Origin of the sequence: Actinobacillus minor NM305 (assembly GCF_000175195.1) — a bacterium.
Taxonomy (GTDB): domain Bacteria; phylum Pseudomonadota; class Gammaproteobacteria; order Enterobacterales; family Pasteurellaceae; genus Haemophilus_A; species Haemophilus_A minor.
In genome coordinates, this window is sequence record NZ_ACQL01000069.1 from 1 (window position 1) to 21,921 (window position 21,921).

25 protein-coding genes and 2 pseudogenes are annotated in these 21,921 nt (G+C 40.8%); 12 read left to right on the forward strand and 15 right to left on the reverse strand.

Annotated features, from left to right (window positions below; all coding sequences use genetic code 11):
• Positions 1 to 27: 27 nt before the first annotated feature.
• Both AM305_RS12415 and AM305_RS03420 read right to left on the reverse strand, forming a co-directional pair.
• Positions 28 to 168: pseudogene (locus AM305_RS12415) on the reverse strand (virulence RhuM family protein); the annotation flags it as partial.
• A gap of 261 nt (positions 169 to 429) precedes the next feature.
• Positions 430 to 882, reverse strand: coding sequence for an Lrp/AsnC family transcriptional regulator (locus tag AM305_RS03420; RefSeq protein ID WP_005823181.1), 453 nt, complete (start codon positions 880 to 882; stop codon positions 430 to 432).
• Between the two features lie 108 nt (positions 883 to 990).
• On the opposite strand from AM305_RS03420, the gene AM305_RS03425 reads away from it, so the two are divergent.
• On the forward strand, positions 991 to 1,599 hold the full coding sequence (locus AM305_RS03425; protein ID WP_005823183.1) for a LysE family translocator: 609 nt from the start codon (positions 991 to 993) through the stop codon (positions 1,597 to 1,599).
• Between the two features lie 65 nt (positions 1,600 to 1,664).
• Here AM305_RS03425 and AM305_RS03430 read toward each other — a convergent pair whose 3' ends face one another.
• From AM305_RS03430 to AM305_RS03450, 5 genes are all read right to left on the reverse strand, one after another.
• On the reverse strand, positions 1,665 to 2,510 hold the full coding sequence (locus AM305_RS03430) for a KilA-N domain-containing protein (protein WP_005823185.1): 846 nt from the start codon (positions 2,508 to 2,510) through the stop codon (positions 1,665 to 1,667).
• Between the two features lie 199 nt (positions 2,511 to 2,709).
• Complete coding sequence (locus tag AM305_RS03435) at positions 2,710 to 3,582, reverse strand: hypothetical protein (protein ID WP_005823189.1); 873 nt, start codon at positions 3,580 to 3,582, stop codon at positions 2,710 to 2,712.
• Positions 3,583 to 3,657: 75 nt separating this feature from the next.
• Positions 3,658 to 4,869 (reverse strand): NADH:flavin oxidoreductase/NADH oxidase family protein, encoded by a 1,212-nt coding sequence (locus AM305_RS03440; protein WP_005823190.1) that lies wholly within the window; start codon positions 4,867 to 4,869, stop codon positions 3,658 to 3,660.
• A gap of 113 nt (positions 4,870 to 4,982) precedes the next feature.
• Positions 4,983 to 5,303, reverse strand: coding sequence for an ArsR/SmtB family transcription factor (locus AM305_RS03445; RefSeq protein ID WP_005823192.1), 321 nt, complete (start codon positions 5,301 to 5,303; stop codon positions 4,983 to 4,985).
• 128 nt (positions 5,304 to 5,431) lie between these two features.
• A complete protein-coding gene (locus tag AM305_RS03450; protein ID WP_005823194.1) occupies positions 5,432 to 6,040 on the reverse strand; it encodes a DUF1349 domain-containing protein in 609 nt (202 codons plus the stop codon).
• A gap of 174 nt (positions 6,041 to 6,214) precedes the next feature.
• Here AM305_RS03450 and AM305_RS03455 point away from each other — a divergent pair, with 174 nt between their 5' ends.
• Positions 6,215 to 6,670, forward strand: coding sequence for a DUF411 domain-containing protein (locus tag AM305_RS03455; protein ID WP_005612095.1), 456 nt, complete (start codon positions 6,215 to 6,217; stop codon positions 6,668 to 6,670).
• 13 nt (positions 6,671 to 6,683) lie between these two features.
• Positions 6,684 to 8,231 carry a multicopper oxidase family protein gene (locus tag AM305_RS03460; RefSeq protein WP_005823196.1) on the forward strand — a complete coding sequence of 516 codons (1,548 nt, stop codon included), beginning with the start codon at positions 6,684 to 6,686 and terminating at the stop codon, positions 8,229 to 8,231.
• Between the two features lie 69 nt (positions 8,232 to 8,300).
• Here the strand turns inward: AM305_RS03460 and arsB are convergent, their stop codons facing one another.
• The 3 genes from arsB to AM305_RS03475 are packed head-to-tail and all read right to left on the reverse strand — an operon-like array spanning position 8,301 to position 10,084.
• Positions 8,301 to 9,305, reverse strand: coding sequence for an ACR3 family arsenite efflux transporter (arsB, locus tag AM305_RS03465; RefSeq protein ID WP_005823198.1), 1,005 nt, complete (start codon positions 9,303 to 9,305; stop codon positions 8,301 to 8,303).
• On the reverse strand, positions 9,305 to 9,718 hold the full coding sequence (arsC, locus tag AM305_RS03470; protein WP_005823199.1) for an arsenate reductase (glutaredoxin): 414 nt from the start codon (positions 9,716 to 9,718) through the stop codon (positions 9,305 to 9,307). The genes arsB and arsC overlap by 1 nt, the downstream gene beginning before the upstream one ends.
• 51 nt (positions 9,719 to 9,769) lie before the next feature.
• Positions 9,770 to 10,084, reverse strand: a complete 315-nt coding sequence (locus AM305_RS03475; protein WP_005823201.1) for an ArsR/SmtB family transcription factor — start codon at positions 10,082 to 10,084, stop codon at positions 9,770 to 9,772.
• 284 nt (positions 10,085 to 10,368) lie between these two features.
• On the opposite strand from AM305_RS03475, the gene AM305_RS03480 reads away from it, so the two are divergent.
• Positions 10,369 to 10,998 (forward strand): FMN-binding negative transcriptional regulator, encoded by a 630-nt coding sequence (locus tag AM305_RS03480; protein WP_005823202.1) that lies wholly within the window; start codon positions 10,369 to 10,371, stop codon positions 10,996 to 10,998.
• A 71-nt stretch (positions 10,999 to 11,069) separates the two neighbouring features.
• Here the strand turns inward: AM305_RS03480 and AM305_RS03485 are convergent, their stop codons facing one another.
• Positions 11,070 to 12,062 (reverse strand): virulence RhuM family protein/type II toxin-antitoxin system death-on-curing family toxin, encoded by a 993-nt coding sequence (locus AM305_RS03485; RefSeq protein WP_005823203.1) that lies wholly within the window; start codon positions 12,060 to 12,062, stop codon positions 11,070 to 11,072.
• 501 nt (positions 12,063 to 12,563) lie between these two features.
• On the opposite strand from AM305_RS03485, the gene AM305_RS03490 reads away from it, so the two are divergent.
• A complete protein-coding gene (locus AM305_RS03490; RefSeq protein ID WP_005823205.1) occupies positions 12,564 to 14,264 on the forward strand; it encodes a hypothetical protein in 1,701 nt (566 codons plus the stop codon).
• A 185-nt stretch (positions 14,265 to 14,449) separates the two neighbouring features.
• On the opposite strand, the gene AM305_RS03495 is transcribed toward AM305_RS03490, so the two are convergent.
• From AM305_RS03495 to AM305_RS03505, 3 genes are all read right to left on the reverse strand, one after another.
• Complete coding sequence (locus AM305_RS03495; protein WP_005823206.1) at positions 14,450 to 14,806, reverse strand: MmcQ/YjbR family DNA-binding protein; 357 nt, start codon at positions 14,804 to 14,806, stop codon at positions 14,450 to 14,452.
• 159 nt (positions 14,807 to 14,965) lie between these two features.
• Complete coding sequence (locus tag AM305_RS03500) at positions 14,966 to 15,970, reverse strand: virulence RhuM family protein (protein WP_005823207.1); 1,005 nt, start codon at positions 15,968 to 15,970, stop codon at positions 14,966 to 14,968.
• Positions 15,971 to 16,086: 116 nt separating this feature from the next.
• On the reverse strand, positions 16,087 to 16,983 hold the full coding sequence (locus AM305_RS03505; protein ID WP_005823208.1) for a LysR family transcriptional regulator: 897 nt from the start codon (positions 16,981 to 16,983) through the stop codon (positions 16,087 to 16,089).
• A 103-nt stretch (positions 16,984 to 17,086) separates the two neighbouring features.
• Here AM305_RS03505 and AM305_RS03510 point away from each other — a divergent pair, with 103 nt between their 5' ends.
• The 7 genes and pseudogenes from AM305_RS03510 (at position 17,087) to AM305_RS03535 (ending at position 20,787) form a co-directional block, all read left to right on the forward strand.
• Entirely contained in the window at positions 17,087 to 18,175 is a 1,089-nt protein-coding gene (locus AM305_RS03510) for an alpha/beta hydrolase (RefSeq protein WP_005823210.1), read from the forward strand.
• Between the two features lie 191 nt (positions 18,176 to 18,366).
• Entirely contained in the window at positions 18,367 to 18,930 is a 564-nt protein-coding gene (locus AM305_RS03515; RefSeq protein ID WP_005823212.1) for an NAD(P)H-dependent oxidoreductase, read from the forward strand.
• Positions 18,930 to 19,229 (forward strand): YciI family protein, encoded by a 300-nt coding sequence (locus AM305_RS03520; RefSeq protein ID WP_005823215.1) that lies wholly within the window; start codon positions 18,930 to 18,932, stop codon positions 19,227 to 19,229. The genes AM305_RS03515 and AM305_RS03520 overlap by 1 nt, the downstream gene beginning before the upstream one ends.
• A gap of 1 nt (position 19,230) precedes the next feature.
• Positions 19,231 to 19,305 (forward strand): annotated as a pseudogene (locus tag AM305_RS12945) (oxidoreductase); the annotation flags it as partial.
• Positions 19,306 to 19,408: 103 nt separating this feature from the next.
• On the forward strand, positions 19,409 to 19,747 hold the full coding sequence (locus tag AM305_RS03525; RefSeq protein WP_160162327.1) for a putative quinol monooxygenase: 339 nt from the start codon (positions 19,409 to 19,411) through the stop codon (positions 19,745 to 19,747).
• Positions 19,748 to 19,782: 35 nt separating this feature from the next.
• Complete coding sequence (locus tag AM305_RS03530; protein WP_005823219.1) at positions 19,783 to 20,334, forward strand: DapH/DapD/GlmU-related protein; 552 nt, start codon at positions 19,783 to 19,785, stop codon at positions 20,332 to 20,334.
• Between the two features lie 21 nt (positions 20,335 to 20,355).
• Positions 20,356 to 20,787, forward strand: coding sequence for a cyclophilin-like fold protein (locus AM305_RS03535; protein WP_005823221.1), 432 nt, complete (start codon positions 20,356 to 20,358; stop codon positions 20,785 to 20,787).
• A 280-nt stretch (positions 20,788 to 21,067) separates the two neighbouring features.
• Here AM305_RS03535 and AM305_RS03540 read toward each other — a convergent pair whose 3' ends face one another.
• A complete protein-coding gene (locus tag AM305_RS03540) occupies positions 21,068 to 21,913 on the reverse strand; it encodes an MBL fold metallo-hydrolase (protein WP_005823224.1) in 846 nt (281 codons plus the stop codon).
• Positions 21,914 to 21,921: the final 8 nt, after the last annotated feature.

A 21,921-nucleotide genomic window follows, 5' to 3' on the forward strand; every position in this document is an offset into this window, starting at 1 on the left:
TGATAAAAATCATTAGGGGATTCATCAGTGCATTGTTATGTTCTGAGCTTTAACCCCAAATAAGCTTGCCATTTGAGATTGCGTAAGCCACACCGTCTCATTATCCAATGAAACCTGTAAGGAAATTTTGCCGTCTGCGGACGTATAAAGTTGAATTTGGTTTTGCATTATTGATCCTGTTGAATTTGAACTTGTAAGAAATCCTTAGCAGTTAAAATTTAACCAATTCTTTTGAGTTGTTGCATTTTTTGCAATAGCTGAATTTTGACGTAAACATAGAACAAAACCGCAACCAAGAAAACAACAAGCGGTGATTTTTTCGATCAAGATCACAAAAATAAAATGTTGGACAAAAAAAGGGGCGTTCACACGCACCCTACAAATACTGGCAAATCGCAAAATCTCATCAAAATCCGACCGCACTTTCTCTTAAATCGGCAAAGCTCTACGTTGTAAAACCTCTTTCATAACCAATGTGGAAGTCAGGCGATAAATGGACGGCAAATTAGACAACCGTTGGTCATACAACTTTTGAAATGCGCCAAGCTCGGTGGTAACAATATGCAAAATGTAATCGTGCTCGCCGAATAGCCGTTGAGCTTGGATAATTTCAGGAATATCTGCTAACGCATTTTCAAAGGCAATAATGCTCTCTTGGCTGCCATCTTTCAGCACCACAAACACAATGGCGGAGAAATTCAGCCCGACTGCTTGCGGATTGATATTTGCTTGATAATCTCGGATGATGCCGTCTTGTTCCAACTGTTTAACACGGCGTTGGCAAGGCGACAGGCTGATCCCAACTTTCTCACAAAGCTCTGTTAAAGAAATTCGCCCATTTTTCTGCAATTCCGCAATAATTTTCTTATCTATTCTATCCATACGCAATTTTCTTCTAAAAATAAGCTAAAGTTTAGCAATCTTCGCAAACACTTTCCAGCCCAAAATCAGTACAATTTTCTGCAATTTCAAACGATTTAAGGAAGATGTATGGACAGCACATTATTTGGATTTTGGACGTTATCGCTTTCATTAACCTGCGTACCGGGTTTAGATTGGGCGTATTTGATTTCTGCAGGTTTGCAAAAACGTGTATTGCCTGCCTTGTGTGGAATGTTGTTGGGCTATTTGCTGGTCATTTTATTGGTTGCCGCAGGATTAGGCGTCGTCATCGCCTCCTATCCGCCGTTATTGCACTTACTGAATTGGATTGGGGCAGCCTATTTAATTTGGATCGGCATACAAATTATTCGCACGCCTGCCACGGTCGCTGAAACAGATCTCTCACAAGATTTAGGGCGAAAATGGCTATTCAAAGGTATCGCCGTGAGTGGGTTAAATCCAAAAGTACTGCTAATGTTTTTAGCCATCGTACCGCAATTCTTAACCCTGCAATCCGATTGGTCAATGGCAAGCCAAACGGTGTTATTGGGCGCACTCCATATTCTCAACTGCTCGCTGATTTACCCCTTTGTCGGCATCGGCGCAGGCATCGCCCTCCACCACCGCCCGACTTTAGCTAAAGGTATCAGCCGTCTTTCCGGCTTTTTGATGATTGTCATTGCGGTGGGAATGTTGGTGGAACAGGGGATTAACTAAACAAGCGGTCGGGTTTTCTGAATTTTTTGCGGATTGCAAAATCTTGTGAAAATCTGACCGCTCTTTTATTTTTTATCTTCCAATAACGTTATATTTTTCTGCTCCAACTTTTCTAAGGACAACATTTGATTTCTTGCGAGTTTTCTCAGCTCAATCATTCGCTCTTTCTGTGCTAAACCTTTTTCAATCAAAATAGCATTATAACTTTCCATATTCGCAAGCACTAAAAGTTCATTTAAGCTGGCATAATCTCTCATATTTCCTTTTACATTTTTGTTTTCGTCTCGCCACTCTTTAGCCGTTTTATTGAACAACGCAACATTTAGCATATCGGCTTCACTGGCATACTTAAAACCTAATTGACTTTCCGTTAAATCATTCAACAAATAGGTTTTAATCGCATCGGTATGAATTTTATAATTAATTTTCGAGATTTCTCTGTGTAAATTCCAAGTTAAGGATAGTTTTGATGTTTCAGCTTCTTTTAACCTTTGATAATCTTTAATAATGTAGAGTTCAAATTCTGCGGATATCCAAGATGCAAACTTAAACGCAATATCTTTATGGGCAAATGTTCCACCACCTCTTCCTAGTTTCACAAATATCCCTTTTGCATTTGTGCTATTTGACCATCTTTGTGGAGAGAGTGTAAAAGCATTGCTCCCTGCTTCTTTTAAAAACCCCTCGAATTCGATGGGGTTAAATTCCGGATTATTTAATTGCTCCCATATCCCCAAATATTCTATTGTGTTATGGTTCCTCATCCAATTTGCTACAACAACATTTGGCTCTATCTTATTTTTATACCTTGCAATATCAGTCAAACTAATATAATCATTCTTAAAATCTTCTGTATAAACTTCGATGCTAAAACCTTTCGCTTCTATTTTCTCTTTTTTTATTTTTGGCATAGTCGTTTCCTTTCGTTAAAAACTCGCATTTTTTGCAACGGTTAAATTTTGACATAATAAACATAGAATAAAACCGCAACCAAGAAAACAACAAGCGGTGATTTTTTCGATCAAGATCACAAAAATAAAATGTTGGACAAAAAAAGGTGCGTTCATACGCACCCTACAAATACTGGCAAATCGTAAAATCTCGCCAAAATTACGGATTAACTTGCCGACCATTATCAATAAAAACCAGCGTTTTCTCAACATCATAGGCATGAATGGCTGAACTAAATACCGCTATTCTCTTAGAAAGCTGTTTTAATTCATCGCTTTGAAAAAATACACTCATCGCCTGACGGTCAGCAAAACCCAAAATCAACGCCCCGTGAAACTGCACTTCCGGCGCATTATCATGTGCCACATTGGGCGAATTCCATTGACTTTGTTGCCACGGATTATATGCTGCGCTACGCAATTCTTTCAATTGCCCCATATTCGCCAAACTTGGGGCTAATTCTTGATTGATAAATTGTTGAAATTCTCGTTCGCTGATATTAGGTCGTTTGCGAATAAAGACCATACTCCGAGCGTTCACAACATCATCACGGTTTGCCACACGATACCATTTGGAATTTTCAGGAGCTGCCGCATACAAAATGGTGCGTTTAAATAAATTCACTTCGTCAGCCTGCGCCAGCTGACTTTGCTTTTCGCCTTGAACAGAAAAATGACCTTTTAAAGTAACATCGGCTACCCCATCAATTTTTCTCTCGGTCGGAATATGGGTTTCCACGCCATCAATGGCTTGCCACAAACCTGTATTGTGTTCTGCAAAATGAATTTGACGATACTCTTTCAAATCCGTATTGGCAGCAATAATTTGAGCGTGCGGTCCTTGCCAACGCTGCATACTATCTTGGCGTGGTTTATCGGCACGCACCCATAATAAAACAGATGATGATAAATTTTTTTCAACCGGCACAGCAGTTTGTACAGGCATTACAGACACCGTTTCAGCCTGGCTATTCATATTTAATGCAAAACCCAACAATAATACGGCTAATTTTGTTATGGTATTTTTATTCATAGAATTTTATCCTTAAAAATAAATGGTTAATTAAGTGTTGATTTGTATTTTCAGACTGCCTGAAACCGATTGAACTCAACTCCGTCCCGTACTCAACCCTGCTTTGCCGTTCTCCCAAAGGGTTTTGAATAACACTTTCCACGGCGAAAGTGTCGGATTTGGCTGTTTGCCATTGCCGATTAACGCCATTTGTGCCATATACCAATCCATTTCTAGCACCGCACCGAGTTTGTTATCCACCGGGGCGAAACCTGTTTTTATGCGGTTGGTCACGATGGTTTGATAGTTGCCTTGTTGAATTTGGTTTGGTAAATCGGGCTGTAAAGCAAAAGGTCGGGCGATGCCGATAAAATCCAAATGTCCGCTTTGCAGTGCCTCATTCATTGCGTTTTCACTACGGAAACCGCCTGTGATAATCAGCGGTACATTGCAGACGGCACGGGCTTTTTCGGCATAATCCAAGAAAAATGCCTCACGCTTTTGCGTGCTGGCTTTGGCGGTTAGCATTTCGGGGCTTTCATAGTTGCCGCCTGAAATCTCAATAAAATCAATGCCTAATTCCGCCATTTTTTGCACTACTTGAATGCTGTCCGTTTCATCAAAACCGCCTTTTTGGAAATCCGCCGAGTTGAGTTTTAAGCCAACCAAAAATTCAGGCAGCACCACCGCACGAATGGCGTGGTAAATTTCCACTAAAAATCGCATACGATTTTCAAGGCTGCCGCCCCATTTATCTTCACGGCGGTTGTGGTGTGGCGATAAAAATTGACTGATTAAATAGCCGTGTGCCGCATGAATTTGCACGCCCGAAAATCCGGCTTTTTCGGCGATTTTTGCGGTGGTGGCAAATTGCTGAATTAAGGTGTCAATTTCGGCTTCGGTTAAGGCTCTTGGCGGATTGATAAAGCCGTCCATTCCCTGCAACGCTACCGCACTTGGTGCAACAGGAGTAGGCGACAACACTTTTGGCGACTGTTTGCCTGCGTGGTTAATCTGCATAATCAGCAACGTATCGTTTTGCGTGCCAGCCTTTGCCCATTGTTGCAAAATCGGCAAACTGCGTTCTTCTGTGAGTACCACATCGTTGATCGAGCCTTTACCGTTTTCGGCGACCATCACATTGCCCGTCACCAATACGCCAGCGCCACCCTTTGCCCAAGTGTCATAAAGTTGCACCAACGGCATTGTCGGTTGGTTTTGTTTGGCAAGCTGTTCTTCCATCGCGGATTTGAAAAAACGGTTTTTGGCAATTTTGCCGTTAGAAAAGATAAAAGGTTGAAATAGCATAAAATTCCTTGTTGAGATTATAAGTTTAAAAATATAAACCTATTTGGGTAAAAAATTACGGCTAAATACCAGCAACTCTAGCAATAGCCGTGTTAGGTAATCATAAAAATTAGCTAGTCGTCCAATGGTTTAATACAACCATCTGCAATAAACGATGCCATCAAACGCTGAAAACGCTCGCCGGCTTGTTGTAGGCTCACGGTGTAATAACGCTCTTTGCCTTGCTGATCAACACGCACCAAACCAGCGTCCAACATAATTTTGAGATGGTGCGACACCGCAGGGCGTGATAAATGCAACCTTTCGGTCAAATCATTGACATTCAAACTGCCGTTTTCAAACAAAATATGCAAAATCATCAAGCGGTTTTCATCGCTTAACACAGTAAAAGTCGGAATGCACTCACGCAAAATATCAACAGTTTTTTGGCTCATTTTTGTTTATAGGTTTAAAAATTTAAACGGATTTTAAGTATTGTAGTGGAGATTGTCAAGCAGTGGGTTTCGGGGGAAATTTTGCAAATGGCAAAAACTTCACAAAATCTCACCGCACTTTATGTAGTTTAATCAGGCTGTTGTCCATTATGGGCTTGCCATTGGCATTCGGTTAATGCCATATCCGTAAAGACTGCCGTGAACGAGGAATTTTCGGGGGAGCAGGCATACACACCAAAGCGAATACGCTCACCGCCTTTGTGTAAATGACAAATCCGCATTTGTTGAAAATGCACACCGTCATACGAACATTCCAAGCAATAATCGCTTTCACGGCGACTTAAACGAAACCACATTGATTTAATATCTGTAGCAATTTCCACCGTAGCCCAATCAGAATAGCCGTGATTGGTTACCACGCTACCAAGATGTTGGAATTGCTCATTTTCATACTCGACCGAAGCTTTCAACCAATTTTCGCTATCTAGATATAACACGATACCGCACTGGTCAAAGCGTTGATGACTGCCTGAAAAATCCGTTTTCACCACAAAACTAAAATAGCGTTCATCGGTTTGCATTTGCAATACAGGTGCATTGTCATTTTGGAAGTGATAATAGGTACGTTGCCACAAATCCGTATGCGGTGCTGTGGTAATCGTAATTTTATTTTCTGATATTTCAAAAGCTTGCGGCTCTCTTGTCCAGACAAGCGATTGGGGATGGAATGTGTGCATTGTTACTCCTGAGTAATGAGACTGTATTATAGTAAAGATTTCATACATATTGAAAAACAAGCGGTAGGATTTTGAGAAAAATTTGCAAATTATTTTTTCAAATCCCTTGACCTTAACCCTAGGTTAAGCTTTAACATGATGTCCATTCAATCTCAATAAAAATAAGGACATCTTATGAAATTACATAAATTCACCCGCTCATTGTTGCTTTTAAGTTTAGGCATAACCGCTTTTGCTCAAGCACAAACACTTTCTATGGAAGTGTGGAAAAGCCCGACTTGTGGCTGTTGTAATGAATGGATCAGCTATATGCAGAAAAACGGTTTTGAGGTTAAAGTCAACGAAACAGGCAATTATGATGCTCATAAGCGCTTTAACATTAAATATGAACATGCTTCTTGCCACACAGCCGTGATTGATGGCTATGTGATTGAAGGACATGTACCTGCTGAGGATATCAAACGTTTACTCGCAGAAAAACCCGATGCAATAGGCTTGTCTGCACCGGGAATGCCAATTGGTTCACCAGGTATGGACGGTGAAGCATACGGCGGACGCAAAGATCCTTATGATGTTGTTTTGATTAAGAAAAACGGTGAAAGTGAAGTGTTTAAATCCTATAACCAATAGGGGGGGTGAAAGAATGAAACGTCGAGATTTTTTACGTTATGGAATTGGAATTAGCTTAGCCAGTAGCTCGCTTTATAGCCTTGCGAATATGATGAACCACGCACAACATGGCAATATGGCGATGATGCATTCAGTACCTACTGGCCTAATGCCAACTGAGGCAATGCCTTCAGGTTTATCGCTTAATGGGATATTGCCAAAACTTGCTAATCAATCGACTCAAGCAGGGCTATTCAAAGCCACTTTAAAAGCAGAGCCAATTAAAATTCGCCTCGCAGACAATAAAGAAACGGAATTTTGGGCTTATAACGGACAACTACCAGGGCCACAAATTGAAGTATTTGAAGGCGACACCGTAGAAATTGAATTTATCAATCACCTACCACAACCCTCAACAGTACATTGGCACGGCTTAGATGTACCAAATGAGGCGGATGGTAACCCGATGGATATGATTGAACCGCAAGGGAAAAAAGTCTATCGCTTTACGCTACCTCAAGGCAGTGCTGGGACATATTGGTACCACCCTCATCCACATGACCATGTTTCCGAACAAGTCTATAAAGGCTTAGCAGGCACTTTCGTTGTTAAAGCGAAAAATGATCCGCTTGCACACCTTCCTGAACAACATTGGGTGATTTCCGATCTGCGTTTAAATGCCGATGGTACCATTCCAGCAAACACGATGTTAGATTGGATGAACGGTCGTGAGGGTGAATTTGTGTTAATCAACGGTCAATATCAGCCCCAGATTCAAGTGAAAACGAATGCACGAATCCGTCTTTGGAATGCCACTAGCGCTCGTTATTTTCGTTTAAACATTCCAGGGGTGAAATGGATTGTGGTGGGTACCGAAGGTGGTTTACTTGAAAAACCTCGCTCGCCTGTTGATGAACTGCAACTGACACCAGCAGAACGTGTTGAAGTGATTATGGTGGGTGAAACGCAAGGAACAGTCAATTTACAAAGCGCTTATTATGATCGCCGTAAGATGATGGTGCAGGAACAGCCTAAAGATCTCACTTTAGCCACAATTCAGGTGAAATCAGAACCTGTTCAGTTACCTGAAAGTTTAAGATCCTTGCCTAACTGGGATGAACCAAAGCAGGTTCGCCAAATTCGCTTTAGTGAAAAAATGATGAACCATACGAATATGCCAATGATGAATCACGGTACACATCACGCTACCACAACACCAACGGACAACCCTATTCCACCAATGATGAATGGGATGTTCTTAATCAACGGTCAAACCTTTGATATGAACCGTATTGATTTTGTTACCAAATTGAATGAAGTGGAGCAGTGGGAAATCTTCAATGAAAGCCATATGGATCACCCATTCCATTTACACGGTACTCAATTTGAAGTAATTCAACATACGTTAAACGGTAAAACCTTTAAGCCAGAAGGCAGAGCGTTAAAAGATGTGGTTAATTTACGCCCTTATGAAAAAGTGATTATTCGCTTTAAGCAAGGACATACCGGGTTGAAAATGTACCATTGCCATATTTTGGAACATGAAAATCTCGGTATGATGGGAATGTTTAAAGTGGAATAGTAGTATCTAACCATAAAAAACAGAGGGATTTTCGTGAAAATTTGTAAATCGCGAAAATCCCACTGCTTATCACTGCCTATTCCAACGGTTTAACAACGCAACAAGTGAAAGCATCACAGGCACTTCAACCAATACACCGACAACGGTGGCTAAAGCGGCGCCTGAATGTAAACCAAATAGCGAAATCGCCACGGCAACGGCTAATTCAAAAAAGTTGCTGGTGCCGATTAAACAAGCTGGGGCGGCAACTTGATGGGGCAGTTTTAACCATTTCGCTAAAAAATGTGCCAAGAAGAAAATACCGTAGGTTTGAACCAAAAGAGGAATGGCGATCAGTAAAATTACTAACGGCTGCGCCAAAATGGTTTGTGCTTGGAAAGCGAATAACAGCACGACGGTGAGCAATAATCCCAAAATGGAAAAAGGCTTTAACCTTTGGCTTAATCGTTGGATTTTTTCAGCGGATTGCCCCAATATATTTCGGGTGATCCAGCCTGCTAGAAGTGGCAACAATACGTATAAAATGGTGCTGTAAAGCAAGGTTTGCCACGGGATTTGAATATCGCTAATCCCTAACAAGAAACCCGCAATCGGTGCAAACGCAAAAATCATAATGATGTCGTTGATGGAAACCTGCACCAAAGTGTAATTCGCATCGCCACGCACTAATTGTGACCAAACAAACACCATTGCCGTGCAAGGCGCAACACCAAGTAAAATCATTCCTGCGATATATTCTGTCGCCGATTGCGCATCAACCCATTCCGCAAAGAAGATACGGAAAAAGAGCCAGCCGACCAACGCCATCGTAAAGGGCTTGACCAGCCAGTTAATAAATAGGGTTAAAGCCAAACCTTTCGGTTTTTTGCCCACATCTTTAATCGCCGACCAGTCAATTTGGATCATCATCGGATAAATCATCAGCCAAATCAGCACCGCAACAGGTAAATTAATGTGTGCGATTTCTAATTTGGCAATCCCTGCGAACAATTCAGGTTGCCATACGCCTAGCCCAACACCAACCATAATGGCTAACGCTACCCACACTGTTAAAAAACGTTCAAAAAATCCCATTATTTTGTCTCCGCAGCAATCACATTCCCATCTTCTTTAATAAAATCCGTTTGCAAAGGACGGGGCGAGATTTGCAAAAAGACTTCCGAAGGGCGACATAAACGCACGCCTTTTTCGGTGACGACAATCGGGCGATTGATTAAAATTGGCTCAGCTAACATAGCGGCGATTAACGCATCATCGCTCAATGTTAAATCATCTAACCCTTTTTCAAGGTAAGGAGGCGCATTGGTTCTGAGTAACTGACGTGGTGCCAATGCCATTTTTGCCAATAATTCACGCAAAACCGTTTCACTCGGTGGCTGTTCTAAATAATGAATAATCGTAGGCTCAATGCCCAAATGACGAATAAGCGCTAATGTATTGCGAGACGTACCGCACTTTGGATTATGATAAATCGTGACTGAACACATAATTTCTCCTTATATAGTTCAAGAGTTATTGAAATAACAGGCGAAAATTTTTTAACAACAGTCAATGGAACAATGCTCACGGCTATTTTTACAACAATTTTGCGTCAAAAATGCGGTTAAATGCAGCATTAACGTTAAATTGGCATAATAGCGAATAAATCTTCCTTCTTGAGTGCTATAAACTAGCTCCGCCTGACTTAAATTTTTTAAATGAAAAGAGAGATTATTCGGGGCAAGATTAAGTTGTTTCGCCAAATCGCCGGCTGTCATTCCTTCAGTTCCCATTGCGGATAAGGTTTGGAAAATCCCTAAACGAATAGGCGAAGAAAGGCTTTCAAATAAAAAACTGGCTTGCTCGGTATTCATAAAAAATCCCTCAATAATAAAACGCAATGATGATACCCCTATTAAAAGTAATATTTCAAGTGTTGTTGAAATATTTATTTTTGAGAAAAGTAAGAGATGGGATTTTCCAACATTTTTGCAGTTCGAAAAATCTTGTGGAAATCCAACCACACTTTACAATACATTTTTCCTACTCATCTCCACATTGCCGATTTAAACGATCCTTTTATTTTCTGCTTATTACGATAAAATAACTCTCTCTGTTACCTGAAAAATAAGCAAACACAAAATAAAAGGTTTTAAAAATGTTTATTCCTGCAACATTTAAACAAGATAATTTGGCGGAAATTGCCACATTTATCCGATCACATTCTTTAGCAACACTTATAACACCCAATGGAGAAGTTGCTCATATCCCTATGATTTTACAGACAAAAGAAAATGGTGAATTAGTTTTGGTTGGGCATTGTTTTAAACGTAACCCCATTGTTTCTGCAATGTCGCAACCGCAGACTTGGCTGGCTATTTTTCAAGAGAATGGGCATTATATCTCGCCGAACTGGTACCCGAATAAAGCAATAACACATAAAGAAGTGCCGACTTGGAATTATCAAGCGGTGCATATTCGTGGAGCAGTACGTCAGTTGGACGATGTTGTCGCAGTATTAACGGCTCAAACTGATTTTTGGGAAAGCTGCTTGCCGAATAACACACCTTGGCAATTAAGCGATGCGCCAGAGGATTATTTGCAAGCCTTATATCAGGCGATTGTCTGTTTTGAAATTAAGGTAGAAAAAACTGAAGCACAGTTTAAACTTAGTCAAAATAAAGATGCCGCAACGAAACAAAGTATTTGCCAAAATTTACGTCAAATTAATAGTCCACAAGCCTGCACAATGGCAGAGTTAATAGAACGCTATACAAATAACGCTTAATAAAATATAGAGCGGTGGAATTTTTTGAAAATTTTGCAATTCGCAAAATCTTGTGAAAATCCCACCGCGCTTTACCCTTTCAACAAAATAAAATGCTCAACTAAACGGATCATCAGCTCTTTTTGTTCAGGCAAGCTTTCTGCCACTAATAAGGCAAGAGCAACCAAAGTGTTATCGTTAATCAATTCATTAACTGGTTTGGCAAGCAAGGCTTGATTTTGGTGCAAATACCATAAAAACAGGAACGATCCCGTGCGTTTATTGCCGTCTGCAAGCGGGTGATTTTTGATGACAAAATACAATAAATGTGCTGCACGGCTGGCAATGTTTGGATAAAACAATTCTCCGCCAAAGCCTTGTTCAATGGTCGCAATCGCTGATGCCAAGCCATCACTTCGCAGCTGCCCAAATAACTCGGTCGCTTCGCCTTTGGCTATTAACTTTTGTTTTAATTGCGAGATGGCAGTCAATACATCTTCAAACACCAGCGGTTTCATTTTAGGCTGTTGCACCGAAATCGCCGCTAAATTTTGCTCATCATACGCCTGCAACAAGCTCCACGTTCTCGCATAGTCCTGCACCACACCGATAACCGCCTTGCCCTCATCACTAATCAAGGCTTGATTGGTCAGCGTTTGACTTAACAACGCCACTGCTTGACTAAACTCCACGCCTTTTTCCTGCAAGCGTTTTTGGTTAATCGCATAACCTTGCACCAAAAATTGTTTCAAGGTTTGAGTTGCCCATTGGCGGAATTGCACACCACGCATTGATTTTACACGGTAACCGACAGAAATAATGACATCGAGATTGTAGTAATCTATTTCACGTCGAACCTCCCTTTCCCCTTCCATTTGAACTGTTGCATTTTTTGCAACGGTTAAATTTCGTTCTAATTCACCTTCATTAAATAGGTTGCGAATATGACGAGAAATTACGGATTTATCCCGATCAAATAGCGTTGCCATTTGATCTAAACTAAGCCACACCGTTTCATTATCCAATGAAACCTGTAAGGAAATTTTGCCGTCTGCGGATGTATAAAGTTGAATTTGGTTTTGCATCATTGAGCCTATAAAACTAATCATTCTCTGTATTTGCCAACTGCCGAGAAAAGCTCGGTAGTTGAATTTGAACTTGTAAGAAATCCTTAGTAGTTAAAATTTAATCAATTATTTTGAGTGGTTGCATTTTTTGCAATAACTTAATTTTGACGTAAACATAAAAGAAAACCGCAATTAAGAAAACAACAAGCGGTGATTTTTTCGATCAAGATCACAAAAATAAAAAGCGGTGTTTTTTTGAATTTTTGCAATTCGCAAAATTTCTCAAAAACCCCACCGCTCTTTTACTTCTTAAACGTTAAACTAAAACTTTCATCAAGCAGCTCATAAAGCAAAGTGTCATCAATTTCTGTTAAATTTAAGCTTATTGGATTTAAATTTTTCGTTCAAGATCGCAAAAATAAAACTTAGTCAAAAAATTCTGTATTTCCTTTGATCTTATCGGCTTTTATTTCTTTTCATTTTCCGTAAAATAAAATCATACATAAAAAGGAAATTAATATGATCACAACAGAACAACTTTCAGAAAATTTACTTACACAAATAAAAAATATCGTTGATGGAAATCAAGCAAAACCAAATGATGTACAACCTATTACACAAAAAAGTGAAATTTTCAATGCACATCTAACGGTAAATTGGAAATTTAAGGGAGAATATTCAGATAGCCGAGTCGCTGGCGGACAACCTTGTGCTTCGCATTTCTCGCACTTAACACACTTTGAACATGAAACGCAAAAATATTTGTACGATGCAGAGCACGAAAAATCACTCCGTCAACATTTTCTTGATAATTTAACCGCACTTCATTGTGAAAGTTTAAAAGAATCTGATGTACCATATCGTTTCCATTCGTTTACACCATTTTCATTGCATGAAACTTGTGGTTCTTGTGGTGGAAAGGGAAAAAACCGCTGTTCTAGTTGCGGTGGAAGCGGACGCCAGACCTGCTCAGGTTGCGGTGGTTCTGGACGAACCTTTTATACTGTAACTACTTATGATAACCGTGGAAATGCAAATGGAACACGTACCGAATCACGAACTTGTCCTAGTTGTAGCGGTGGAAAGGTCACTTGTTCAGGTTGTTCAGGTCGTGGTATGGTACGTTGTTCTCCTTGTGAAGGATGTGGGTATTTTACCATAACACGTGCGATATACGCCGTTGCTGTACCATCATATCGAATTGGCACAAATGCTCGTTTTGCAAAAGATGAATTAGAAACATTATTAAACCGCATGGGAACACAATTCTGTCAAAACAAAATTGCTTTTGATGAGATGAGTTTTACAGAAATAGCAGACGATCAATGCCAATTTGAATATGATGGTGAAAGCTTTTTATTAGAACAAGCGTTCTGTCTAAAAGACAAAACCTATAAGATATATGCATTTTCAAATCCACCCTATCCATTTGTGAAACCTACAATTTTTGATGATTTGTTTTCAGATGAGTTAGCTTTTCTTAAAGAGGCTACATCACCAAAAGGAAATATCAATAAGCGTAAAGCATTTGAATTTTTTGTTCGTTATTCAGGTCAACCAGCTTTGGAACAATCTATGCGCGAAATTGCTAAACATCGTACAGCAACTGCGCAAATTTTAGGCGAAAAACTAGAGCAAGCTTGCCATGGCTACATATCTTCCACAATGGCAGAAGAATTAAGCAGTTACTTGAATAAAATTATGGATAAAGTTTCTCCAACATATTCTTCTGTGATTTGGGGATTATGGGCAATTATTGCGAGTATTTCAGGGGTCATTATTGCCGAAGAACGTTTTGAAATTACTTTTAGTCACTCCCCAATTGGCACTATTATAGGTGTAATTGTAACGTTACTACTTGCTTATGGTGTTGTTTCTATTGTAGTTTGGTTACTAAGTAGCATCGCAGTATTACTGGCTCAACGCAAAATTCCTAAAGAATATCGTCAAAAAATGCGACACAAAGAACCTTTTAAACGTACGTTAAAGATACTTAGTATTGCAACATTGTTCGGTGCTATTTATGGTTATGCAACAACTCAAAATTGGGTTCCCAAATGGAACAGTGTTCCAACAAATTGGATAAAAGCGCAATTACAGCAACAAAAAACATGGTTTTGTCCATTGTCAGAGAAAATTAATTGGCAGATAAGCTATTGTGTCACTCAGCCTGCTGATGCTAAAACAAAAGCAAAGACAACAAAACCGAACTCGAAATAATTATTCCATAGAGAGAATAATATTAGAGCTTTTGCTTTTCCTTAATAATACTATCTCAAATACCGCTTATCACTTGCCTGACAAGCGGTATAATTTTATCCAAAATTCCATTTAATCTAATGCTATTTACAATGGGGAAATGTTTTCCCAGCAAGCTCTCAAAATATTGAGTCCGTACTGCGCTTTTACTTCTTAAACGTTAAACTAAAACTTTCATCAAGCAGCTCATAAAGCAAGGTGCCATCAATTTCTGCTAAATTTAAGCTCAACCAATGCTCTTTATTCATATGATAAGCAGGATAAACACCTTTGATCATTCGTAGAGAACCGATTTCTTCAGGCTTAGCTTTGACGTTCAATACCCAAATTTTTTCTATTGCATTTAAGCCGATTTTATTTGCCTCAATGTTCATCAACACCGCAAACCATTTGCGATGATGACAATGGCGAAACACCGCATAATCAGGGAATTTCGCCCAAGGATATTCAGGCTCAACGCCATAGCGTTGTTGAATGTGAGATGAGAGAATAATGAGGGGCATTGTTTTATCCTTTGGTATTCAGTAATGACGCAACACGCGGCAATGTTGATGTGCGTTTGCACGTTAATGTAATTCAATCCTTTGATTTATAGTCATATTTCAGGTTAAATAAAAGAAAGCGGTGGGATTTGTAAAACATTTTACAATCCCACCGCCCTTTTACTCTTCCCCTTTCAATAATCTGTCAAAATCGCTTTCAAAGTGTTGATCTTGAATGACACGATATTTTTCAAACTCGCTCAAGGCGTGGGCTTTGGCGATTTCGGCGGTAACTTTGCCGGCGTCTTGTAACACGGCTCTGTCGGTGGCGTCTAAAAAGCGGTTGAGCCTGGTTTCCCAATCTTGCATTGTCATCGGAATTTGGCGTAATGCCATATCTTCCGCCATATCCAAATAAGCGGACACCAAGCGTTGTAGTTGAGCCAACTCATTATCAGATAAATAATTTTTCGCCACTACTACATCAAAAGGATAAATTTTGCCCTGTGGTGCATCTTTCCAAGTGGTCAAGCCCATATTCGGCTTGCTGGCGTTTGCTCGTTCCACAATCAATTCTGCGGCGGTATGACCGTGAATGGCCCAATGTAATTTGTTTTGCACCGTGGCAAAAAAGCGTTTGGTCGCTGTAGCGGTGCGGTCGTAATCAATGGAAGTCACATAAATATCGGTGATTTTTTGGTAAAACTTGCGTTCCGACAGGCGAATTTCTCGGATACGGGCAAGTTGTTCTTCAAAATACTTTTTGCCTAAACGAGTGCCGTCATTTTTCAACCGCTCATCGTCCATCGCAAAGCCTTTGATGGTGTAGGTTTGGATAATTTCTGTCGCCCACTTGCGAAATTGCACCGCTCGCTCAGAATTGACTTTATAGCCCACGGCAATAATCGCTGAAAGGTTATAGTGTTTAGTCTGGTAATTTTTACCGTCATCGGCAGTTATTCGAAAATTTCTAATAACTGAATTTTCGTCTAACTCATTATCATCAAATACTTTTTTTAGATGATAATTAATCGTAGGCACTTCAACATCATAAAGCTGCCCCATCATTTTTTGGCTCAACCAGACATTTTCGTCCGCATAAATGGCATTAACTTGGCTCTCGCCTGTGGCGGTCATAAAGGTGAGATATTCCGCCACCGAAGAAACCATTTCCGATTTGGTCATACAAACTCCTTAACTGAAATTCCGTTTAGTCTAATGCCATTTGCCATACTGGCAAAGGGAAAAAGGGCATTTTTTCGATGCTGATCGCAAAATTTCTCAAAAATTCGACCGCTCTTTTACCCATACCGCCGTTTCAAAATCTCCGTTAAGCGGTCAAACACAAACAGCACCCGTGGAGATGTGATGGTTTGATACGGGCGATACAAATACAGTTGCCATTTATCAATCGGCAATTCAGGAAATAACTTCACTAACTCGCCACGCTCAAAATACGGTTTGCAGAACAGTTCGCTGATAAAGCCCACCACGTTGCCACGCAGCACTGCTTTTAGCTCGCACTCGGGGTCGGAGCTGTAAAAAAGCACCTCTCTCGGTAGCAGTTTTTGCTCGTCATTCATCGCTAAATCCCACGCTCGCCCTGTTTCTACGTTGATCGGCAAGGAAAAGGGGAAATTGCGCTGCAAGTCATCTAAATCTTTCGGCGTTCCCAATCGTTCCAGTAATTTCGGCGAAGCGACAATCCAATCTTGTAAATCGGCAATTTTACGAATAATAAAATTCGGGTTCGGCTCAGGTCCGATGCGCAAGCCAATATCAATGCGATGTTCCACTGCATCAAACTTGGTCATATCTTCACGCCAATCAATCACCAACTGCGGATAGGGCGCAAGTGCGGTCAGAAGTTCGTCCAGAATTTTGTCATTTTCACGCCAACGGGGAAAGGTAATCCGCACCACACCTGCCATTTCGTCCGTTTGTTGCTTGCCGAGTTTGAACAGATTATCGGTGTCCGCCAGCAGTTGTTTTGCCTTAATCAAAAACTGCTCGCCAAAATTGGTCAGACGAATTTGGCGCGTATTTCGCTTAAACAACTGCTCGCCCAATTCCTGTTCCAGTTCCGCAATCACACGCGTGACTACCGAAGGCGAAACCGCCAACTGCATTGCCGTTTCCCTAAAATTCAGCGTTTCGCTGGCAAGGCAAAAATATTTAATCGCATCGAGTTTGTTCATTTCATTATTCTCATTTTAGCAATAGACAATTCTATTTTTATTGATTGTTATACCACAATTCCAACCCTAAAATACACCCATTCAAACCAATAAGGAACAAAAAATGAAACTCAAAAAACTTACTACTGCATTATTTTTAAGTTCAACCCTATTTTCAGGAGCAATTATGGCAGAGATGACTTCAGCAACCGTGATTGATGTGCCAGCACAGCATATTCAATTAACCCAAGAATGGGACAAAATTTTCCCAAAAAGCGATAAAGTAGAACACCGCAAAGTAACCTTTAAAAACCGCTACGGCATTACCTTGGCAGCGGATTTGTATATGCCGAAAAATGCGCAAGGTAAATTGCCGGCCATTGCGGTGGGCGGTCCATTCGGTGCCGTGAAAGAACAAACATCGGGTTTATATGCACAGACTTTAGCAGAGCGTGGTTTTGTTACCTTGGCGTTTGACGGTTCGTTTACGGGCGAAAGCTCTGGCTTGCCACGCAATATGCCATCACCTGAAATCAATACCGAAGATTTTTCGGCGGCGGTGGATTTTTTAGGTTCGTTAGACAATGTTAATCGTGAAGAAATCGGTATTTTGGGCGTATGCGGTTGGGGCGGATTTGCCTTAAATGCAGCAGTTAGCGACACACGTATTAAAGCCGTTGCAGTCAGCACAATGTACGATATGACACGTGTTACCGCCAAAGGCTATAACGACAGCATTGACGCAGAAGCTCGTTATAAAATGAAACAAGATGTAAATAATGCTCGTTGGCAAGCAGTTAAAAACGATTATGCGGATTTATTACCGGCAAATAATTTACGCCGTGAGCAATTTACCGCCGACACACCGCAATTTGTCAAAGAATATTCGGATTTCTACACCACCAAACGCGGTTTCCACCCTCGTGCGGTAAATTCTAACCCTAATGGTGCTTGGGCAACCACAGGCACATTGGCGTTGATCAATATGCCGATTTTGCAATACGCCGCCGAGATGAAAACGCCTGCGCTCGTGGTTCACGGCGAAAAAGCCCATTCGCGTTATTTCTCGGAAGATGCGTTTAAAGCGTTAGGCAGCAAAGATAAAGAATTGTACATCGTACCGAACGCAACACACGTGGATTTATACGACAACCAAGCAAATAAAATTCCGTTTGATAAATTTGAACAGTTCTTTAAAGCGAAATTGAAATAATTAAAGCGTAAGCGGTGGGATTTTGATAGAAATTTGCAGATAGAAATTTGCAAATGCAAAACCTCGTCAAAATTCCACCGCTCTTTTTCTTATTGTTTGTATTTCAGCAATAGACAATTCTATTTTTATTGATTGTAGTGCAATCAACCTCCCATTACAATACACCCATCAAAACCCAACAGGAGAACAAAATGAAAAAGGTTTTAGTGATTTCAGGACACCCGAATTTATCGCAATCTATCGCCAACCAAACCATTATTGACAGCCTAGCAAGCGGTCTAAATTCGGTGGAAATTCGCCGATTAGATACGCTCTACCCAACCGAACAAATTGATGTTAGCGCCGAGCAGCAAGCTTTGCTCAATGCCGATGTGATTGTGTGGCAATTTCCGTTTTACTGGTATTCAATGCCGGCTTTGATGAAAAAATGGTTGGACGAAGTGTTTTTACACGGTTTTGCTCACGGTTCAACGGCGAAATTAGGCGGTAAAAAATTAGTGATTTCCATCACAACCGGCGCACCCGAAGTGGCTTATCAAGAAGATGCTGTGATGAAACACACAATGGCGCAATTAGTTGCCCCTTTTGAAAGTATTGCGGCGTTATGCCAATTAGATTTACAGAATATCAGCTATTTGAACGGTGTGAGTTATGTGGGGCGTAATGAAGAAAAAATCGCTGAGCAAAAACAAACAGCCCGTAAATATGCCGAGCAACTTATTCAAACCATCAATGAATTAATTGGAGAAAAATAATGTATTTAATTGATATTTCATTAAAAAACTCAACCTTATCCGAAGAAGAACAAGCTAAACAACTTGACGCACATCGTGCGTGGTTTGCCAAATATTTCCAACAAGGCAACTTTTTATTACTCGGTCCTTATTTAGATAAAGAACGTGCCGGTGTGATTATTGCCCAAACAGAAAGCCGTGAACAGTTAGAAAGTATTCTAGCAGAAGATGTTTATTACCCTAATTTAGCCGATTACCAAATCCGTGAATTTAAAGCGGCAATGGTGGCGGAAAATATTCAACAATTTCAAGGAGCATAAAATGAACAATATTGAAAACAAAGTCGTGATTATTACCGGTGCAAGCAGCGGTATTGGTGAAGCCACCGCTTATAAGGGGGGCAACGTAGAGCATCAGGGCAAATGTGATTTGCCCCTACAAATAATTTCGTTATAGGTGTAACACAATGAAAAAATGGGCTTTTTTATTAGGACTAACAATGAGTTTATCAACCCAAGCCGAACCCATTATCCGCATTTTTGAAATGCAAATCCGCCCCGAAAGCGTGGAACAATTCACCGAATTAGGCAAACACAATATTCGTCAATCGGTCAATACCGAGCAAGGTGTGTTGGGAATGTATGTAATGGCCGACAAAACCGACCCCAATAAATTTTATGTCGTAGAAGCCTATGCCGATGAAACCGCCTATCAAGCACATCGTGCTTCGCCCCATTTTCAAGCGTGGCTCAATGGCGCAAAAGAGATGATTATGTCACGCAAAATGATTGAAACCAATCCTGTGGTGTTTGGTTCAAAAGCGGTGTCTGTACCATAAAAGTGAAATTACCCCATAAAAAATAGGAGCAATAAATGATCCACGCATTTCCCCTTAACCAACCGATTTTGGCAGGCAGTCCGATTTTTGAAGAAATTCATCGTATCGTTGAGCAAAATGCGCCAAAACTGGCAGCACTCAACAGCGGTTATCATTCCCCCGAAGAAGTGCGGTCGGTTTTTAGCGAAATATCAGGACAAAAAATTGATGAAAGTGTCGTGATTAGCCTACCTGTGTATTCGGATTTTGGTAGCCATATTCGCTTTGGCAAAGAGATATTTATTAACAGCAATGTGATGTTTACCGATTTGGGCGGTATTACCATTGAAGATAAGGTGCTAATCGGTCCGAAAGCCAGCATTTTGACCGTCAATCACCCGACTAATCCCACACAACGCCGTGGCTTAATTCTCAAACCTGTCCACTTAAAGAAAAACTGCTGGATTGGCGCAAACGCTACGATTTTACCGGGGGTAACCGTTGGCGAAAATGCCATTGTTGCTGCCGGAGCGGTGGTCAGCAAAGATGTTCCCGATAATGCGATTGTGGCGGGCATTCCTGCCAAAGTCATTCAAATGATTGATTAACAACTTTTAAGGTAACAACCAATGCGAAAAACAGGACTACTCAGCTTATTGCTTTCAATCTTTATGCTCCCAAACGCCGCAGCAGAAAATACCGTTAAATATCGAGGAAATACAATGAATATTACCATTGGGCAATCTACGTTCAGCACAGAATTAGCCGACACAAAAGCCGCCCAAGAATTGACCGCACTTTTGCCTTTAACTCTGGAAATGCAGGATCACTTAAGCAATGAAAAATTTGCCGAATTGCCAAAAGACTTAAGCCGCAACGACCAAGCGGTCGGTCGCATTGAAGCGGGCGATATTATGCTTTGGGGTGGCAATACCTTAGTGGTGTTTTACGAAAGTTTCCAGTCATCCTATCGTTATACCAAATTAGGCAAAATCAAAAATACCGCACAACTCAAAAATGCAGTCGGTGCAGGAAAAGTCACGATGACTTTCTCCCCTTAGCTGAGGAGCTAGAAGGAACAAGCGATCTGAAACAACAAGCGATCGGATTTGAAATAAAATTTACGATGCTTCAAGCGTGGCTTAATGGTGCAAAAGAGATGATTATGTCACGCAAAATGATTGAAACCAATCCTGTAGTGTTTGGTTCAAAAGCGGTGGTTGTGCCGTAGGTATGTAACGTCTTAATCGTTGGTTGCAATGAAAAAAGAGCGGTCGAATTTTAAGAAGTTTTTGCCAATGAAAAAACTCGCTGAAATTTGACCGCGCTTTTTCTAATTTCCTAATACTTCAACACTTCCCCTTCTTTCGGCACCGCAACCTTGCTTAATTGATTTTCTTTCACAAATTTTCGCATTTCATCAGAAGTAACGGCAGCGTGATTGACGGCGTCCATATGTACGGTAATGATGTCAGCGTTCGGGGCGGCTTGGCGAGCTTTGGCAACATCGGCTTTGCCCATAATAATGCTGTCTGAAAAACCTTGTAGTTGAGCGTAGCCTGTATTCATTACAATGACTTCAGGTTTATAGCGGTTGAGTGCAAAATCCACTTCTTCATTCCAAATGGTGTCGCCTACGATATACAGCGTTTTTTCGCCGTCTGCTTGCATCACCACGCCCATTGCCTCGCCTGCTAATTCAGCTAGCTGCGGAATAGCATACATTGGATCCGTGCCGTGTTGTCCGCCTGTTTTGCTTAATTTCACCTTGTTAAATTCGGTATTTTTGCCGACTACACGCACATCTTTAAAACCTTGTGAACGGATAATTCGAGCATCGCCTGCATTTTGTACGAAAATCGGTAAGGTTTTCGGTAACACTTTTTGTGCGTATTCGTCCCAGTGGTCATCGTGGGTGTGGGTAACAATCACGGCATCTACGCCTTCAAGCACTTTTTCTACGGGTTCTTTCATATCAATCAAAGGGTTACGTTTTTGGCTGTTGATAGTGCCTTCAAATCCTGCGTAACTGCCTTTCGGTGCAAGATAAGGATCGACCAAAAACGTACTGCCTGCCATTTCAATTTTAGCGGTGGCGTTACGGATATGTTGATAGCTAATTTCCGCATTAGCCGTGGTTGCAACGGTGGTTGCCATTAAAGCAAAAATAAGAGATTTCAATTTCATTCTGTTTC

Coding starts and splice junctions, on each gene's coding strand:
- AM305_RS03420 (WP_005823181.1), bottom strand. CDS start 882: ATGGATAGAATAGATAAGAAAATTATTGCGGAATTGCAGAAAAATGGG.
- AM305_RS03425 (WP_005823183.1), top strand. CDS start 991: ATGGACAGCACATTATTTGGATTTTGGACGTTATCGCTTTCATTAACC.
- AM305_RS03430 (WP_005823185.1), bottom strand. CDS start 2,510: ATGCCAAAAATAAAAAAAGAGAAAATAGAAGCGAAAGGTTTTAGCATC.
- AM305_RS03435 (WP_005823189.1), bottom strand. CDS start 3,582: ATGAATAAAAATACCATAACAAAATTAGCCGTATTATTGTTGGGTTTT.
- AM305_RS03440 (WP_005823190.1), bottom strand. CDS start 4,869: ATGCTATTTCAACCTTTTATCTTTTCTAACGGCAAAATTGCCAAAAAC.
- AM305_RS03445 (WP_005823192.1), bottom strand. CDS start 5,303: ATGAGCCAAAAAACTGTTGATATTTTGCGTGAGTGCATTCCGACTTTT.
- AM305_RS03450 (WP_005823194.1), bottom strand. CDS start 6,040: ATGCACACATTCCATCCCCAATCGCTTGTCTGGACAAGAGAGCCGCAA.
- AM305_RS03455 (WP_005612095.1), top strand. CDS start 6,215: ATGAAATTACATAAATTCACCCGCTCATTGTTGCTTTTAAGTTTAGGC.
- AM305_RS03460 (WP_005823196.1), top strand. CDS start 6,684: ATGAAACGTCGAGATTTTTTACGTTATGGAATTGGAATTAGCTTAGCC.
- arsB (WP_005823198.1), bottom strand. CDS start 9,305: ATGGGATTTTTTGAACGTTTTTTAACAGTGTGGGTAGCGTTAGCCATT.
- arsC (WP_005823199.1), bottom strand. CDS start 9,718: ATGTGTTCAGTCACGATTTATCATAATCCAAAGTGCGGTACGTCTCGC.
- AM305_RS03475 (WP_005823201.1), bottom strand. CDS start 10,084: ATGAATACCGAGCAAGCCAGTTTTTTATTTGAAAGCCTTTCTTCGCCT.
- AM305_RS03480 (WP_005823202.1), top strand. CDS start 10,369: ATGTTTATTCCTGCAACATTTAAACAAGATAATTTGGCGGAAATTGCC.
- AM305_RS03485 (WP_005823203.1), bottom strand. CDS start 12,062: ATGCAAAACCAAATTCAACTTTATACATCCGCAGACGGCAAAATTTCC.
- AM305_RS03490 (WP_005823205.1), top strand. CDS start 12,564: ATGATCACAACAGAACAACTTTCAGAAAATTTACTTACACAAATAAAA.
- AM305_RS03495 (WP_005823206.1), bottom strand. CDS start 14,806: ATGCCCCTCATTATTCTCTCATCTCACATTCAACAACGCTATGGCGTT.
- AM305_RS03500 (WP_005823207.1), bottom strand. CDS start 15,970: ATGACCAAATCGGAAATGGTTTCTTCGGTGGCGGAATATCTCACCTTT.
- AM305_RS03505 (WP_005823208.1), bottom strand. CDS start 16,983: ATGAACAAACTCGATGCGATTAAATATTTTTGCCTTGCCAGCGAAACG.
- AM305_RS03510 (WP_005823210.1), top strand. CDS start 17,087: ATGAAACTCAAAAAACTTACTACTGCATTATTTTTAAGTTCAACCCTA.
- AM305_RS03515 (WP_005823212.1), top strand. CDS start 18,367: ATGAAAAAGGTTTTAGTGATTTCAGGACACCCGAATTTATCGCAATCT.
- AM305_RS03520 (WP_005823215.1), top strand. CDS start 18,930: ATGTATTTAATTGATATTTCATTAAAAAACTCAACCTTATCCGAAGAA.
- AM305_RS03525 (WP_160162327.1), top strand. CDS start 19,409: ATGAGTTTATCAACCCAAGCCGAACCCATTATCCGCATTTTTGAAATG.
- AM305_RS03530 (WP_005823219.1), top strand. CDS start 19,783: ATGATCCACGCATTTCCCCTTAACCAACCGATTTTGGCAGGCAGTCCG.
- AM305_RS03535 (WP_005823221.1), top strand. CDS start 20,356: ATGCGAAAAACAGGACTACTCAGCTTATTGCTTTCAATCTTTATGCTC.
- AM305_RS03540 (WP_005823224.1), bottom strand. CDS start 21,913: ATGAAATTGAAATCTCTTATTTTTGCTTTAATGGCAACCACCGTTGCA.